Raw genomic sequence first — 13823 nt, forward strand, 5'->3', positions numbered from 1 at the left:
AAATATCCCTCATCCTTTTTTTGCCATTAAAGCCTGCAACTTTTTGCCCGATGCGACCGGAAGTGCCGGACCTTTCGCTTACTCCGTTGACGGATGAAGCAGGGCTGGATGCAGCCCTGGCCCACTCCTACCGTGAGCCGATCCTGCTGTTCAAGCACAGCCGCTGGTGTGGCATCAGCCATCGCGTGCGCGAAGATGTGCTGCGGGTGGCTGCTGCGCGATCGGTGCCACTCTACGAGGTGGTGGTCCAGACGGCCCGACCGGTCTCCGACGCCATCGCCCGCCGCCTGGGCATTCGCCACGAGACTCCTCAGGCTTTCGTAATTTACCAGGGCCAGGTGTTTTTCCATGCCTCCCATTATGCCATTACGCCCGATGCGCTCAACAAGACGCTGGATCAACTGGACTGCGCCGGTTCTTCTGCTGAGTAGCCTGCTGCTGATCGGATGTCGGCCGAAAGCCCCCGAACAGGCAACCGCCTCGGAGCAGGTGCCGCTATCCGGAGTAGATGAAATCAAGCCGCCCCGGCCCGCACCGGACTTCGAAGCGCCGGGTCTGGACGGCGCGACGTTCCGCCTGAGCGCCCACCGGGGCTCAGTGATCCTGCTGAACTTCTGGGCCACCTGGTGTGCGCCCTGTCGCACGGAGATTCCCGACCTCGTTGCCCTGCAGCGCGAACTGGGCGACCGGGGACTGCTGGTGGTGGGCGTCTCGACCGACGAAGAAGGCGCCGAAGTGGTGGCGCCCTTCGCAGAGAACTTCAAGATCAACTACCCTGTCGTGCTGGACGACGGCTCGGTCTCCGAAGCCTACGGGGGCGTCTGGGCCCTGCCCACCACGGTGGTCATCGATCGAGCCGGTCGCATCCGCTACGAGATCATCGGCATCTTCCCGACGAAGGAAATGCGTCCCCGGCTGGAAGCCCTGCTCGACGAATCGGCTTCCTGAGCCATGAAGCACCGCGCCGTGGACGAGTGGCTGGCGCTGCTTGCGCCCACGTTCCAGCAACCGCTACGTCAGGTAGAAGAACTGATCAACGCCGATCCGGAGCTGCAGCAGTGGCTGCAGGAAGCGGCTTTCCGGACGGCCATGGAAGCTTCCTGGCAATCCGATCCCTACGCGCTGAGCGCCGCCTACCAGCGCCTGCAGGACGAACTGGAGACGCGTTTCGGCTCGCTGGCCGAGGCCGTTGCCCGACTCACGCAGGGCTGCGGTCGTCTCCGGTTGAACTGGCAACCCGATGCGCCGCACTACAGCCGCGTCGAGATCGACTTCGGACGCGACTACACGGTGGATCTGTTCATTACGCTGACGGACCCGCTGCCACAGACGCTACACCGGGCCCTTGAACGCCTGCGCGCGCTGATCCCTCTGGACGATCCCTACCCCCGTCGGCCCCATCAGGCCACCGCCCAGCTGTTCTATCGGGGAAAGGCACCGGCCCTGCGATTGCTCGACCATCTGACCCCGACCGGGCGCCGACAGACGGCCCTCCTTTTCCTGCCCGATCGGAAGCCTTCTTCCGAAATGCCCCCGGAAACCGCGCTACAGGTGCTGCACGCTTATCTCTCGGGCACCTCCGAAAGCGACCGGAGCTGACCTTCTCCGACGATCTGCCACCCCTGCCATCCTTCGTCCATCTCGACCCACAGACGGGCGCCGGGCTCCAGAAATTCGCTGAGTAACCAGGCAAGCTGCTCGGGGTCCTCCATCGGAATGGCCTCGGCAATCGGCTCCAGCTCGTCTTCGCTCACCCGGAAATAGCCCAGCGCAAAGGGCAACGGACCGTCAAAAGGCGTACTGATCGTCTGATAAAGCCGGCTGTGCCGGCGCAGCAACTGGACCAGTTCCGGCCGTTGCCACTGCTGATCGGCCGGCGTCAGATGCAGAAACGATCGACGCAGAAACAGCCGCTCGATCAGCGTCGCCAGCGCCGCACGGCATTCGATACGAACGCGCGCCTGCTCCAGTCGAATGCGTCGCAGCGGGGACGGTGCCGGCATGGGAGTTCCTTCAGGCCACCAGTGCCCGGGTCGTCTGATCGCCCGAGGCATACGCCGCCGAGCCGGCCAGGTGCCGCTCGTTGATCTGGAGCAGCGCGCCGTCGCTCACCAGCGCCTCCAGCGCGCGGTACAGTTCCAGCGCACAGCTTTTCAGGCGCGGCTCGTCGTCCAGCATGTCGGTCAATCCGGCCTGTTTCAACGCATCGACCAGGTTGATCAGCGACTGGGTGGCTCCCACGCGGTAGCCCACCTGATCATCGGCCGAGCCATCCAGATGCGTCCGAAACAGCACGTAGCGTTCGAGCAGACCGGTCAGCACTTCGATCAATCGCGCTTCACCCTCCACACTGAGCCGCATGCGCCGATCGGCCTCCAGCCGCTGTACGGCCAGTGCGGGTTCCGTGATGCCTGTCAGTTCCACCAACTCACGATAGGCCGTTTCCAGGGCCTGCAGGCGCGCCAGCACCCGCGCATAGTCGTCCCCGGCCTCGAACAGCAACGTCAGCGCCTGGCAACCTTCGCGGGGAGCCCTTGAACTGTCCAGCGCCGCACAGATCAACCGGAGCACCTGGCGTAACATCTGCAGCCGGAGATGCAGGTGATGTGCCGCCCGCATCAACGCACCGAACGCCTCGTCGCTGGCCGAACGCACAAACTGTTCGAAAGCCTCGTAAAAGCCATACAGATCGGTCGCGAATCCCTGCAGCGCCTCCTGCTCGTTCCCGGTCCCTTCGAAATAGGATGTCAGCTGGCGTACTTCCTCCCGGAGTTGGATCAGCTCATGGAAGATCTGACCGACCGGGAACGTCTCGCTCTGGCGACGCACTTCGTAGAAGGCGTCGCGAACGGCGTGATGCTTCCGGGAAAACAGGGTTCGGTTTCGGCTCGTCAGCCCTTCCATCAACTCGATCCCGAGCCGGTCATAGGCGCGCGCCAGCACGAAGATGTAGCGCACGAAATGCCGGTCCTTGTCCGTCGCGCGAAGCAGCCTGTGCAGATGCTGCGTCAGCTCATAGGTCGTCATGCGGCACCTCTGCGAAGTCCGGGGTCGATCCACGCCATCCTTTCTAATAATCGACCCCGTGGTGTTGAGATTAAGCAGCCGCTTTATCCGATGCCGCATTCGTTGATGCAGTCCGACCGGCGGGCCGCTTCCGGGCGAAGTGAATCACGGCCGCCACGGCGGCCAGTCCCAGCGCCACGACTAGAAAGCCCCAGCCCGGATGTCCGAGCCAGCTTCCCAGCCCCAGCGCAGCGGCCACCAGCGCAAACACGACGGCCAGTCCGGCCAGCACGCCCACCAGCAGGCGCAGCAGCAGCTGTCTGATCCGGGCTTCAATCCGCTCTTCGATTTCCAGCTGGGTGAGCGTCAGCCGAAGCTCCACCCAGGCACGCAGGTCTTCTACCAGCTCCTGCATCTGCCGACGCAGCCGCTGCAGGTGCTGCGAAGGCATTTCGGTTTTCGGCGGTGTATTCATAACCATCGCTGTTCAGTTGGAACCCGGACCGGCGCCGGGCTTTTCGTGTAGCGTTTTTCAGAAAAAAACCACCCGGTAATGCGTTTCTGGAAAAAATCTTCCGTGTCGGGCCTGCAATCGCAGCCCACCCCCAATCCCAACAGCCTCAAATTTACGGCGCCCGGACAGACTTTTATCGAGAAGGGCCTGTTGAGTTTTCGTTCGGCCGAAGCGGCTGCCGCGCATCCACTGGCGGCCGCGCTGTTTGCCATCGAGGGCGTCTGCGACGTGCTGATCCTGCCGGAGTTCGTGACCGTGACCAAGCGACCGGACGTTCCCTGGGACGCCGTCGAAGCGTCGGTGCTGGAAGTGCTGCGCGCGTACCTGGCCGAACGCTCCGGAAGCTGAGCGGGCTACGCCAGCAGTTCACGCAGGGCCTCGACGGCCGTCCCGAACGGATCGGGAAACGGCGGCCGGTGTGCGTGGCCGGGCGCCGTCCGTCCGGGCAATTGCGGTAGCTGCCGCAGCAGCGCAGGCCGGGCGACAACGACCGACACTTCGGCCACATGCGCCTGCAGCCATTCTGCCACCTCCGCAGGGTCGCGATAGGGCACCCAGCGCAGGTGGCCCGGCGTCTGCACTTCGGGCGCGCCCCTGCTGACGAGAAATTCCAGCCCTTCGCCGTAGGCGTGGGGAATGCCGGCCGCCTTCAGCCACGCCTGCGGCATCTTCAGGCGGCCGGGCGTGGCCGGATGTGCCGGAAACACCCCGCGAAAATGCGACAGCGCTTCGAGCAACGCGTCCGGCTTCAGCGACTCGGGCGCCCAGAGCAGCCGCACGCTCCGGACACCGAACCCTTCGAAAAGCAGCGCATCTTCGGCCAGCCCCTCCAGTTCGTCCGGCGTCTCCCGACCGTCCAGCACGGCCGCGCCGTAACGCATCGGAAGCAGCCGCACCCGTTCAGGTGGGCGTCGGACTCGCAGCAGCGCCTCCTGCACCGCCTGGTGCACCGCCTCGTCCCCGACCACCACCAGCACGTCCGCTTCTTCCAGACGGGTTTCCAGCTGCGGCTCGGTATCGAGCCGGATCGTATCGACCGCCAGCGCCTCCAGCAGGGCACCGACCAGCGTGGCGGCCGGTTCGGAGAGCACCAGCGTCCCCCGGTGCCCGCTCAGCCAGAGCAAGAGGGCCTCCTGCCAGCCGGCCAGCGGCGCACGGTCGGTCTGCCAGAGCAGCACGGTGCGTCCGGAAGGTGGGGGCAGGCTTTCCACAAAACGACGCAGCGCCGCCTCCGTGAGCGCGTGCATCTGCTGGTTCAGCGCAAACGCCGCGGCCTCCTCGGTCAGAAAGTCCGAAGCGGCCAGCGCCCGTGTGACGGCTTCCTGGCGCTCCGGCCACGACGGCTCGCGCCACCGTCGGGTCACTTCGAGCAGTCGCTGCATGCGCCCGGCGGGCGTCTCCATTAGCGACCGTCCTGCGGAAGACGGATCAGGCATCCAAAAGCGCCCGTTTCGGTCGTCTCCGGCGCCCTGCCCTGAAGCAGTGCTTCCAGCGCCGCTTTCAGATAGGCCTGCTGGACATTGGAGGCGTCGCCCGGGCTGTCGTCGATCGCCCCCCGATAGACGAGCCGGTTGCGGGCATCGAAGACGAACACCTCCGGCGTGCGCGAAGCCCCCAGCGCCCGGGCCAGCGCCGCCCCTTCGTCCTTCAGGTAGGACATCGGGTAGCCTTTTCGCTGCGCCTGCTGTCGGCTGGCCTCCAGCGACTCCTGCGGGAAGGCCTCCGGATCGTTGGCGTTCACCAGCACAAAGGCAATGCCCTGCGCTTCGTAAGCCTCGGCCAGCTCCTTCAGCCGGGCTTCGTAGCGATCGACCCAGGGGCAGCGGTTGCTCCAGAACACGATCACCAGCCCCCGCGCGCCACGGAGCTGCGCGAGCGTTACCTGCTGCCCGTCGGTCGAAGGCATCAGCCGATCGGCCAGCGGTAGCTGCGCCTGTGCCGGCCAGGCGACCAGCAATCCCAGAAGTAACCAGGAGTGTCTCATAGGCTTACCGGTTGAGCAGTTTTTGCACCTGCTCGACCAGTTGGTCATAGGTTGTTTTACCTTCCCAGAAGCCCCGCAAATTTCCGGCCATATCGTACAGGAAGGTGGCCGGCAGGGCTCCGGTCCACTCCGGACTGAAGGCTCTTACAAACGCATCATCGGCTCCCTGCTTCAGAAAAGAGAAGCGTACGCCCTGCGATTGCAGAAACCGGCGCACCGCCGGCAATTCATCTTCGAAGTCGGCCGATACGAAAAAGACGCGCACCAGCGACGAATCGTACTGTTGCTGCAACCGCACAAATGCGGGAAACTCCTCCACGCAGGGGGCGCACCAGGTGGCCCACATATTGACCACTTTTACGGTCGCCGGACTTTCCCGAACGACCTCCAGGATTTCGGTGGCCGTGGCGGGCCGCACCGTCTGGGCCCAACCCGATCCGACCAGCAGCAGCGCGCCGAACAGCCCGCTCAGCAATTGTCTGCCCATTGCTCCGTGTTTGTCCGGGTTCTGGATCGCTGGTACGGCGGCCGTCTGCACGGGTTTCTCAGCGAACCGGTACGCGCGCAACAGGATAGTAACGTCCCGGTGCCAGCCGATCTTCCAGCAACCCCCAGGCCACCAGCCCGTCGTCGGAGCGGGGCTCCAGCAGTAATGCGGCCAGTCGCCCCGTGCGTCCATCGACGGTGACCAGACAACTCCCGGCCGGTGCGGTCAGCGTCTGTCGCTCGTAGGTCCCCCACACCTCCTGTCCCCGGTGTCCCTGATAGGGCCGGTCGGACACAGCCACCGAGTCGATCCGGAATCGCTCGACTTCCAGCGTGAGTCCGGCTTCTAGCGGAACGCAGGGGATGCCGTGTACCTCGAGCAGATCCCGCACGCGGTCGAGTCCGGGCGGTACCAGATAGCCCCGGGGGATGGAAATCGTCTCGGTCGGTGCAAAGCGATCGTAGAGCGGCAGCATCTCCGGAAGCACCTCCGGACGGCGCTGCAGCATGAGCTGTCCGGTGTAGGGATGGCGCAGCGAATCGACCGTCCCCAGCAGAATGAGCGCTGGCTCCGGCGCCCGGTCGAGGCGGGCCCGCAGTGCGATCGGCTCGCCCACCGGCGAAGCCTGTCGCGCCTGCTCAATCAGCGCGCGGATCTCGGAAGCCCGGGCAGCCGCAAACGAAAGCACCGCTTCGAGAAAGGCATACGTCGCCTCGATGCGCTCCTCGAACGTCGCGTACGCGTAGGCCTCGCTGAGCAGCCCCAGCATGCCCCGAAGTCCGACGTAGTTCGTACCGAAGCGGGGTCGATGGTCGAAGGTGTACCAGCCGGGCGGCCGGTCGCTCCCCGGCCAGGGCAGGTTGCCGTAGTAGAAGAACTTCCACCGATGCTTCGTCCAGATCGTATCGTTGACGGCCGGCAGCCAGACCCGGCGCAGGTAGTCCACCAGCGGTTTCGGTGTGGACGGGTGCAACGGCGGCGCGTAGGTGAGCGGATAGGCGTGGTAGGTGCCGTCCGTCGTGTGCAGATCGATGAAAACGTGCGGATCGTACGCACGCAGCAACCGGAGCAGCGAGCGCGTCTCGGGCGCATCGGCTTTCATAAAATCCCGGTTCAGATCGTACCCCTGCGCATTGGCCCGCTGGCCCATGCCCCCGACGGGTCCGTTCTGCAATGGACGGTTGTAGAGGTTGATGCGCTCGTTGCCATCGGCATTGTAGATGGGGGCCACCAGTAGCACGAGCGAGTCGGCCCACTCGGCATACATCCCGGCGGCCAGCGCCCGCAGCAGCATCAGGGCCGCTTCCTTGCCGGCCACCTCGCCACCGTGGATATTGGCCAGAATCAACACGCGCAGCGGCGCCGACGCAGCCCGCACGCCGTCGCCCGTTGCATTCACCACGTTCCCGTAGATCACCAGCGGTAGCGCGCGGCCTTCTGTCGTGTACCCGAAGCGCGTCACCTGAATCCGGTGCGAACTGGCCTCCAGCACGTCCAGAAACGCCATGACCTCGTCGTAGCGCGTCGTCTCGGCAAAGCCCGTGGCCTCGGCCCGCGTCTGCAGAAAGGCCAGATCCACACCCTGCCCGAAAGCCATCCGGGCCAGCAACAGCATCAGCAAAAAGCAACCGCCACGCATGTTCATTCTTCTGTTTGCACCGGGATCGGAAGCTGCATCCGACGCACCAGCCAGTCGTTCAGCAGATAGCAGGCCACCAGCGCCACACCCCACTGCACCAGACACGTCATCACCGAGTAGGGCACAAACGGATCGTACCACCGCTCCGGCGCATATACCACCCCCGCCTGATACAGCCACCAGCCCAGCAGCACCACCGCCTCCAGCGGCACCACCCACCGCATCAGCACATCCCAGCCCCGCCCCAGCTGCCAGTCCCACGCATTTACCGCGATCGTCTCCGCCCGCAGACGCGCCGGACCGTAGCGCATCACCGCCAGCGCCACAAACGCGCCCGAAAGCATCAACGCCACGCCCCAGACGAAATCCTGATTGCCGAACACCGTCAGGTTCAGTGCCGAGGGCAACCCCAGCAGCCACGCCACCACGCCCACCCCCACCAGCGCCCGCGACCGCCGAACACCCAGATCCATCAACACGCGCGTGGACAGCTCCACCATCGCAATCAGCGAACTGAACGCCGCAAACGTCAGCCCCACGAAAAACAGCACGGCCAGCACCCGGCCCATCGGCATCTTCGCAAAAAGCTGCGGCAGCCAGATAAAGGTCAGCCCCGTCGAAGCCGGCCCACTCGTGCGCATCACCTCCAGCACCTCGGCCCGCGACAGCTCCGCCCCCAGCACCGCGAACACCGTCCCGAAGATCGTCAGCGCCGCCAGCAGCGACACCGTATTGTTGCCCACGCCCGTCAAGAAAGCGTTCTGCACCACGCCGTGCTCGCGCCGCATGTAGGCCGCATAGGTCAGAATCAATCCCCAGCCCGCGCCCGTGTCCCAGGCGTTCTGCGTGAGCGCCTCCAGCCACAGCCGCGGCCGCGCCAGATCGCTCCACTGCGGCGTAAACAGATAGCGCACCCCCTCGAAGGCCCCTTCCAGCGTCAGCGCCCGCACCAGCGCAACCAGCAGAATCACCAGCAGCGACGGGATCAGAAACCGATTGGCCCGCTCGATGGCCCGCACGCCCGTCCAGATCACCGCCACGGCCAGCCCGAGCGCCAGCGCCTGAAACACCACCGGCCAGAGACTCCCCTGAAACCCGTCCCAGAACTGCTGCGCCGCTTCCGTAGAGCTCGGCAGCGGACGCAACAGCAGGCCTCCCGCATAGTAAAGACACCAGCCCGTCACGACCGCATAGTAGCACATGATGGCCGTCGAGACCAGCGCCACGAACGCACCCAGCCAGGCCATCGAGCGTCCGCCCACACGTGCGAACGTCCCGATCACCCCCATCCGGCCTTTCTGCCCCAGCGCATACTCGGCCACGATCAGCGGCACGCTCCAGAGGAACAGAAACACCACCCACACCAGCAGAAAAGCGCCGGCGCCCAGATCGCCCCCGTTCTGCGCGGCAATGCGGGGAAAACGCCAGATGTTGCCCGTCCCCACCGCAATCCCCAGCACGCTCAGCAGCAATCCCAGCCGCGAAGAGAAATGCTGTCGCGATTCCTGCATGGCCGAACGAAACTTCCGTCAACGTTCGCGCACAAAAATACGAGCTTTCAGCACAAGGTGCGAGCGTCGGCCGCACTTTCTGCGGGGCTGCGGCCAAACTTCTACCGGCCGTGATCGTTTCAGCGACAAGATGTGTCACCCGTAACCACCACCGGCATGGCCGTGCGTGCTACCCCCCCGGATCAACCGCGTGTCATCTCCCTGAAAGACATCCAGCGCCCCGTTGCGGAAGAACTGAAGCACTTCCAGCGCTACTTCCGCGATGCCATGCGCACCTCGGTGCCGCTGCTCGATCACGTCGCCCGCTATCTGCTCCGCCAGAAGGGGAAGCGCATCCGCCCGCTGCTGGTCCTGCTGACGGCCAAACTGTGCGGCGGCATCACAGAAGCCACCTACCGGGCCGCGGCCCTGGTGGAACTGCTGCACTCGGCCACGCTGGTGCACGACGACGTGGTGGACGGCGCCGAACAGCGCCGCGGCATGTTTTCCATCAACGCCATCTGGAAAAACAAGGTGGCCGTGCTCTTCGGCGACTTCCTGCTCAGCCGGGGCCTGCTGCTGGCGCTGGACCACCGGGACTACGACACGCTGCACGCGCTGTCGGACGCCGTGCGCCGCATGAGCGAAGGCGAGCTGCTGCAGATCGAAAAGTCGCGCCACCTGGACATCGACGAAGCCACCTACTTCCGCATCATTTCCGACAAAACCGCCTCGCTGATTGCCGCCTGCACCAAATCCGGAGCCCTCAGCGCAACCGACGATCCCCGGGTAATCGACGAGATGTACCTTATGGGCGAAAAGCTGGGGCTGGCTTTCCAGATCCGCGACGACCTGTTCGACTACGGCGAAGAGGCGGGCAAGCCCATCGGGAACGACCTGAAAGAGAAAAAGCTGACGCTGCCGCTCATCTACGCGCTCCGGATGGCTCCGTCTTCCGAGCGCCGCCGCATCCTCCGGATCGTGCGCAAGAAGAAAAAAACACGCGACGACATTCAGACGGTGGCCGACTTTGCCGAGGCGTATGGGGGCATGGCCTACGCCCGCGAGCGCATGGAGGCGCTGGCCGGCGAAGCACGGGCCATTCTCGAGCGCTACCCGCCCGGCGACGCCCGCGACGCACTCCTCGACCTGGTGGACTATACCGTCACGCGCAATCGGTAACGTGCTTGAAAAGTTCGTGGCGGTCCGGGCAAAAAAGGCCACGTTGCCCTAAATTGAGACCGACCGGTCTGCTGCAACCAACCCATCCGTCGGAGACGCCATGCCTTCGCTCTACCTGCTGGGAACCGGCGCGGCCGTGAGCGATCCGCACCGCACCACGACCATGCTGGCCGTAGCCGACGAAGCCTCGCTGATCGTGATCGACTGCGGCGGCGACATCGTCCAGCGCCTGCTGGCCGCCGGACTGGATCCGGTAAAACTGACCGCGTTGATTCTGACCCACGAGCATCCGGACCATACCAGCGGCTTTCCGCTCTTCATGGAACGCATCTGGCTGCTGGGCCGCCGCGAGCCCATCCCGATCTACGGCATCCATCCGGCCATCGACCAGGCCCGACGCTGCTTCGCCACGTACAACACCTCGATCTGGCAGGGCCTGCCCGAACGCGACTGGCATGAGGTGCCCTACGAACCCGGCGCGCTTGTGCTCGAAAACGATCGCTGGCGCGTGCGCGCCTGGCCGGTCGTGCATCCGGTTCCCACGGTGGGGTTGCGCTTCGAGCATTTGCCCACGGGCCGCGTGATCGCCTACTCCTGCGACACGGAGCCGACCGACGCCGTCGTCGAACTGGGCCGCAACGCCGACATCCTGGTCCACGAAGCCACCGGCGAAGGTCCGGGCCACACTTCTCCCGAAGACGCCGCCCGTCAGGCGGCCCGGGCCGGAGCCCGACGCCTGCTGCTGGTCCACCTGCCGCCCGGGATCACCGACGCGGATCTCGAGCCGGCCCGCCGGCACTTCGCCGCCACCGAACTGGGCGAAGAGCTGGGCCGCTACGACCTCTGATCAGGTAGCCGCCACCGGCCGGGGCGGTGCCGGCGTGCGCTCCAGCAACATACCGATCAGGTACGTCCCCAGCGCAGCGGCCAGCGAGTTCAGGTACGGGTGCGGCCAGTCCAGCAGATAGGCGCCCAGCACCCAGGAAAGCATACCCATGCCCAGCGTGGCCAGCGCCGTGCGCGGCCCGCCCCGCTGCGAAAACAGCCCGAACAGGATCACCACGAACAGCCCGGCACTCCCGAAAGCCGACGCCTCCTCCACCAGCGCATAGACACCCTCGGCATACAGCGCTCCCACGTAGGCCACGATCCCGAAAAAGGCCACGCCGCCCCGGGCGATCCAGACCTTCTGGCGCTCCGTCAATCCGGGAAACAGCGGCACGATCAGGTTGTGCGAGACCAGCGACGAGGCCACCAGCAACGCGCTGTCGACCGTCGAGAGAATGGCCGAAACCAGCGCGCCGGCAAACGCCACGAACAGCACGCCGTGCAGATAGCGGGCGGCCAGCAGCGGCAGGAGTTGCTCCGGATGCTCCAGGCCCGGCATGAGCTGCGGCCCCAGCAGCCCCAGCGTGACCGGAATCAGGCCGACGAGCAGATAGAGTCCGGAAGCCACCAGCGACGAACGGCGGGCCACCTCGGCCGAACGCGCCCCCAGGATACGGGCCACCAGCTCGGCCGAAAGCACCGAGCCCACTACCGGAATGGCCCAGGCCTCCACGGCATCCAGCCAGGAGGCGTAGCCGTGAAAGGGATTGATACGCTCCACGGGTACGGCCGCCAGCGTCACCCCTTCTTGCTGCCAGACGGCTATCCCGACCACAATCAGCCCGATGATCAGCGCAATGCCCTGGATCAGATCGGTCCAGGCATCGGCCAGCAGACCGCCCGAGATCGTATAGACCACCACGACGGCGGCCGCCAGCGTGATCGTCAGGTCCACTTCCCAGCCCGACGAAGCTGCCAGCACCTGCCCGAAGGCCCGGATCTGCGCGGCCGCCCAGAGCAGCCCGGAAGGGACCATCAGCAGCACGGCCATGCGCTCGACCGTCGGGCTGTAGCGCTGCCGGAACAGATCGGCCAGCGTGGTCAACCCCCGTCGCCAGAGCGGCACGGCGAACAACAACCCCATCAGCAGCAGACACAGGCCGTAGCCGAATGGATCGGCTGTGCCACCGGCCAACCCTTCGGCATAGATCGATCCGGCCGAACCGATGCAGGTCTCGGCCCCGAACCAGGTGGCAAACACGGTGAACGTGGTCAGGCCGTAGCCCAGGCTACGACCGGCCACCAGATAGTCGGCCTCCGTACGCACGCGACGGGAAACCCAGGCGCCGATCAGCAGCTGCGCCAGCACGTACAGGCCGATCCCCAGCAATACCGGCGGCATTTCAGGCAGGCAGCAACGGGTGGGCGGATCGGTAAAAACGGACCGGTGAACGCCTCATTGTCCGGTTTGATTCCCGATGCCCAGCAGCCGATCACTTCCCCGACTCGCATCGCGGTAGTAGACGAACGCCGTATAGATGTTCTCGGACCGCGGAAGGGCCCCGGCATTGGCCCGCACCGGCTGCACGCCGTCCAGCACGTATCGATAGGCGTGCCAGCCCTGCTTGACGAGCGCTTCTCCTTCGTAGCGCCGCTGCTCCGGATTCCAGCGCATCCGGTAGGAAGGGCGCCGGAGCCATCCGGAAAAGCTCCCCACCAGCCACAGCGGCTGCCGCCAGGGGCGCTCCGGCTCCAGCCGGAAATGCACGCGCACGTACTCGGCCGTCCGGTGCGGATCGCCCGGTGCATCGCGCACGACCGCGTCGATCACCGACTGGCCCGCCAGCAGCGGATCGGTGTCGCTCCCGCCAAAGCGCACGTAGTCGGGCGCCAGCCAGACCTCCGGCGGCACGGCCGCACGATCCACCCGTTCGATCTGCCCGCCCGACCGAAGCGCGCTCAGGTCCAGCAGGTAGTCGGCCGGCTCCGGCGGAAACGGCTCCTCCAGCAGAAAGCTCAGCACTGGCTGCTCGTCCAGCAACGCCCGGCGACTGCAGCGCATCGCTTCGAAAGCGCCGTTGCGGGCAAAGCAGACCACGTAGTCGAACACGGCCCCGGCCAGCTCGTCCGGCGGTCGGAAGCGGGCCAGCAACTGCACCGACGGGAAAGCCTGCGTGCCCGGGAAATTTGCCGGACTGACCTCCACCCGCGTGCGTCCCTCCACCACAAAAAAGGGACGTTCGAACAGCACGGCCTCTTCCTGTCCCTGCTCGGTGACGCGCAGGATGTAGTTGCCGCTCAGACGAAAGCGGATGTTCTGGTTGGGGAAGCGATAGACGTAATGCTGGTAGGGAATGGCCGTGTGCTCCGACGGCGCATAGTCGGTCAGGTCGTCCCGCGCAAATGCGTCGAGATACTCGATGGGCATCAGGTCGCGCCGCCACGCGTGATCGGCATGGTAGAAGTAGATCGAAAGCGGCCGTCCTCGTTCGCTCAGCAGATCGAACCGGAGCGTCAGCACGTCGCGACCGCCCAGCAGCAGGATCGGCCATTGCCGCTCGTCGTCGCCCCGGTAGAGCTGGACCTGCCCCACCGCCTCGGCGTCGGATTGCAGCTCAGGCCCCACCGTCGAGACCATCGGCGCCGGACGTTGTGCGGCACGCGATGGTTGCCGGCCACTTTCGCGAGCGCCC

At 65.6% G+C, this 13823-nt stretch carries 16 protein-coding genes; 6 read left to right on the forward strand and 10 right to left on the reverse strand.

Annotated features, from left to right (window positions below; all coding sequences use genetic code 11):
• The first annotated feature begins 50 nt into the window (after positions 1-50).
• Genes ytxJ through GYH26_RS10405 form a run of 3 tightly spaced genes read left to right on the forward strand, consistent with a single transcriptional unit; the run spans position 51 to position 1599 of the window.
• Positions 51-431, forward strand: a complete 381-nt coding sequence (gene ytxJ / locus GYH26_RS10395) for a bacillithiol system redox-active protein YtxJ (protein ID WP_161541595.1) — start codon at positions 51-53, stop codon at positions 429-431.
• Complete coding sequence (locus tag GYH26_RS10400; RefSeq protein ID WP_161541596.1) at positions 376-948, forward strand: peroxiredoxin family protein; 573 nt, start codon at positions 376-378, stop codon at positions 946-948. Before ytxJ ends, GYH26_RS10400 begins: the two co-directional genes overlap by 56 nt.
• Positions 949-951: 3 nt before the next feature.
• The gene (locus tag GYH26_RS10405) at positions 952-1599 is read left to right on the forward strand and encodes a hypothetical protein (RefSeq protein ID WP_161541597.1); all 648 of its coding nucleotides are present in this window, start codon (positions 952-954) and stop codon (positions 1597-1599) included.
• Here GYH26_RS10405 and GYH26_RS10410 read toward each other — a convergent pair.
• The 3 genes from GYH26_RS10410 to GYH26_RS10420 form a co-directional block, all read right to left on the reverse strand.
• Positions 1563-2003 carry a hypothetical protein gene (locus GYH26_RS10410; protein WP_161541598.1) on the reverse strand — a complete coding sequence of 147 codons (441 nt, stop codon included), beginning with the start codon at positions 2001-2003 and terminating at the stop codon, positions 1563-1565. The genes GYH26_RS10405 and GYH26_RS10410 overlap by 37 nt on opposite strands.
• A 10-nt stretch (positions 2004-2013) precedes the next feature.
• The gene (locus GYH26_RS10415; RefSeq protein WP_161541599.1) at positions 2014-3027 is read right to left on the reverse strand and encodes a hypothetical protein; all 1014 of its coding nucleotides are present in this window, start codon (positions 3025-3027) and stop codon (positions 2014-2016) included.
• 70 nt (positions 3028-3097) lie between these two features.
• Positions 3098-3481: a phage holin family protein gene (locus GYH26_RS10420; protein WP_242006386.1), complete on the reverse strand. Its 384-nt coding sequence runs from the start codon at positions 3479-3481 to the stop codon at positions 3098-3100.
• Positions 3482-3583: 102 nt separating this feature from the next.
• Here GYH26_RS10420 and GYH26_RS10425 point away from each other — a divergent pair, with 102 nt between their 5' ends.
• A complete protein-coding gene (locus GYH26_RS10425) occupies positions 3584-3868 on the forward strand; it encodes a NifU N-terminal domain-containing protein (protein WP_242006387.1) in 285 nt (94 codons plus the stop codon).
• Positions 3869-3873: 5 nt separating this feature from the next.
• Here GYH26_RS10425 and GYH26_RS10430 read toward each other — a convergent pair whose 3' ends face one another.
• From GYH26_RS10430 to GYH26_RS10450, 5 genes are read right to left on the reverse strand one after another with little or no spacing between them, the layout of a single operon-like run.
• Positions 3874-4923 (reverse strand): hypothetical protein, encoded by a 1050-nt coding sequence (locus tag GYH26_RS10430; RefSeq protein ID WP_161541601.1) that lies wholly within the window; start codon positions 4921-4923, stop codon positions 3874-3876.
• Positions 4923-5504, reverse strand: a complete 582-nt coding sequence (locus GYH26_RS10435) for a thioredoxin family protein (protein WP_161541602.1) — start codon at positions 5502-5504, stop codon at positions 4923-4925. Before GYH26_RS10435 ends, GYH26_RS10430 begins: the two co-directional genes overlap by 1 nt.
• 4 nt (positions 5505-5508) lie before the next feature.
• Positions 5509-5991 carry a TlpA family protein disulfide reductase gene (locus GYH26_RS10440; protein ID WP_014066604.1) on the reverse strand — a complete coding sequence of 161 codons (483 nt, stop codon included), beginning with the start codon at positions 5989-5991 and terminating at the stop codon, positions 5509-5511.
• Positions 5992-6049: 58 nt separating this feature from the next.
• The gene (locus tag GYH26_RS10445) at positions 6050-7630 is read right to left on the reverse strand and encodes a M14 family metallopeptidase (protein ID WP_161541603.1); all 1581 of its coding nucleotides are present in this window, start codon (positions 7628-7630) and stop codon (positions 6050-6052) included.
• A gap of 2 nt (positions 7631-7632) precedes the next feature.
• Entirely contained in the window at positions 7633-9141 is a 1509-nt protein-coding gene (locus GYH26_RS10450) for a sodium-dependent transporter (protein WP_161541604.1), read from the reverse strand.
• A gap of 156 nt (positions 9142-9297) precedes the next feature.
• On the opposite strand from GYH26_RS10450, the gene GYH26_RS10455 reads away from it, so the two are divergent.
• Positions 9298-10302 carry a polyprenyl synthetase family protein gene (locus tag GYH26_RS10455; protein WP_161541605.1) on the forward strand — a complete coding sequence of 335 codons (1005 nt, stop codon included), beginning with the start codon at positions 9298-9300 and terminating at the stop codon, positions 10300-10302.
• A 100-nt stretch (positions 10303-10402) separates the two neighbouring features.
• On the forward strand, positions 10403-11149 hold the full coding sequence (locus GYH26_RS10460) for an MBL fold metallo-hydrolase (protein WP_161541606.1): 747 nt from the start codon (positions 10403-10405) through the stop codon (positions 11147-11149).
• On the opposite strand, the gene GYH26_RS10465 is transcribed toward GYH26_RS10460, so the two are convergent.
• Both GYH26_RS10465 and GYH26_RS10470 read right to left on the reverse strand, forming a co-directional pair.
• The gene (locus GYH26_RS10465; RefSeq protein WP_161541607.1) at positions 11150-12532 is read right to left on the reverse strand and encodes a sodium:solute symporter family protein; all 1383 of its coding nucleotides are present in this window, start codon (positions 12530-12532) and stop codon (positions 11150-11152) included.
• Positions 12533-12586: 54 nt separating this feature from the next.
• Positions 12587-13768 carry a type IX secretion system plug protein domain-containing protein gene (locus tag GYH26_RS10470; protein WP_161541608.1) on the reverse strand — a complete coding sequence of 394 codons (1182 nt, stop codon included), beginning with the start codon at positions 13766-13768 and terminating at the stop codon, positions 12587-12589.
• Between the last annotated feature and the right edge of the window lie 55 nt (positions 13769-13823).

Source organism: Rhodothermus marinus (genome assembly GCF_009936275.1).
GTDB classification, from domain to species: domain Bacteria; phylum Bacteroidota; class Rhodothermia; order Rhodothermales; family Rhodothermaceae; genus Rhodothermus; species Rhodothermus marinus_A.

Excerpts from the sequence above, each read along its gene's own strand:
- ytxJ (WP_161541595.1), top strand. The coding sequence starts at position 51 with ATGCGACCGGAAGTGCCGGACCTTTCGCTTACTCCGTTGACGGATGAA.
- GYH26_RS10400 (WP_161541596.1), top strand. The coding sequence starts at position 376 with ATGCGCTCAACAAGACGCTGGATCAACTGGACTGCGCCGGTTCTTCTG.
- GYH26_RS10405 (WP_161541597.1), top strand. The coding sequence starts at position 952 with ATGAAGCACCGCGCCGTGGACGAGTGGCTGGCGCTGCTTGCGCCCACG.
- GYH26_RS10410 (WP_161541598.1), bottom strand. The coding sequence starts at position 2,003 with ATGCCGGCACCGTCCCCGCTGCGACGCATTCGACTGGAGCAGGCGCGC.
- GYH26_RS10415 (WP_161541599.1), bottom strand. The coding sequence starts at position 3,027 with ATGACGACCTATGAGCTGACGCAGCATCTGCACAGGCTGCTTCGCGCG.
- GYH26_RS10420 (WP_242006386.1), bottom strand. The coding sequence starts at position 3,481 with ATGAATACACCGCCGAAAACCGAAATGCCTTCGCAGCACCTGCAGCGG.
- GYH26_RS10430 (WP_161541601.1), bottom strand. The coding sequence starts at position 4,923 with ATGGAGACGCCCGCCGGGCGCATGCAGCGACTGCTCGAAGTGACCCGA.
- GYH26_RS10435 (WP_161541602.1), bottom strand. The coding sequence starts at position 5,504 with ATGAGACACTCCTGGTTACTTCTGGGATTGCTGGTCGCCTGGCCGGCA.
- GYH26_RS10440 (WP_014066604.1), bottom strand. The coding sequence starts at position 5,991 with ATGGGCAGACAATTGCTGAGCGGGCTGTTCGGCGCGCTGCTGCTGGTC.
- GYH26_RS10445 (WP_161541603.1), bottom strand. The coding sequence starts at position 7,630 with ATGCGTGGCGGTTGCTTTTTGCTGATGCTGTTGCTGGCCCGGATGGCT.
- GYH26_RS10450 (WP_161541604.1), bottom strand. The coding sequence starts at position 9,141 with ATGCAGGAATCGCGACAGCATTTCTCTTCGCGGCTGGGATTGCTGCTG.
- GYH26_RS10455 (WP_161541605.1), top strand. The coding sequence starts at position 9,298 with ATGGCCGTGCGTGCTACCCCCCCGGATCAACCGCGTGTCATCTCCCTG.
- GYH26_RS10460 (WP_161541606.1), top strand. The coding sequence starts at position 10,403 with ATGCCTTCGCTCTACCTGCTGGGAACCGGCGCGGCCGTGAGCGATCCG.
- GYH26_RS10465 (WP_161541607.1), bottom strand. The coding sequence starts at position 12,532 with ATGCCGCCGGTATTGCTGGGGATCGGCCTGTACGTGCTGGCGCAGCTG.
- GYH26_RS10470 (WP_161541608.1), bottom strand. The coding sequence starts at position 13,768 with ATGGTCTCGACGGTGGGGCCTGAGCTGCAATCCGACGCCGAGGCGGTG.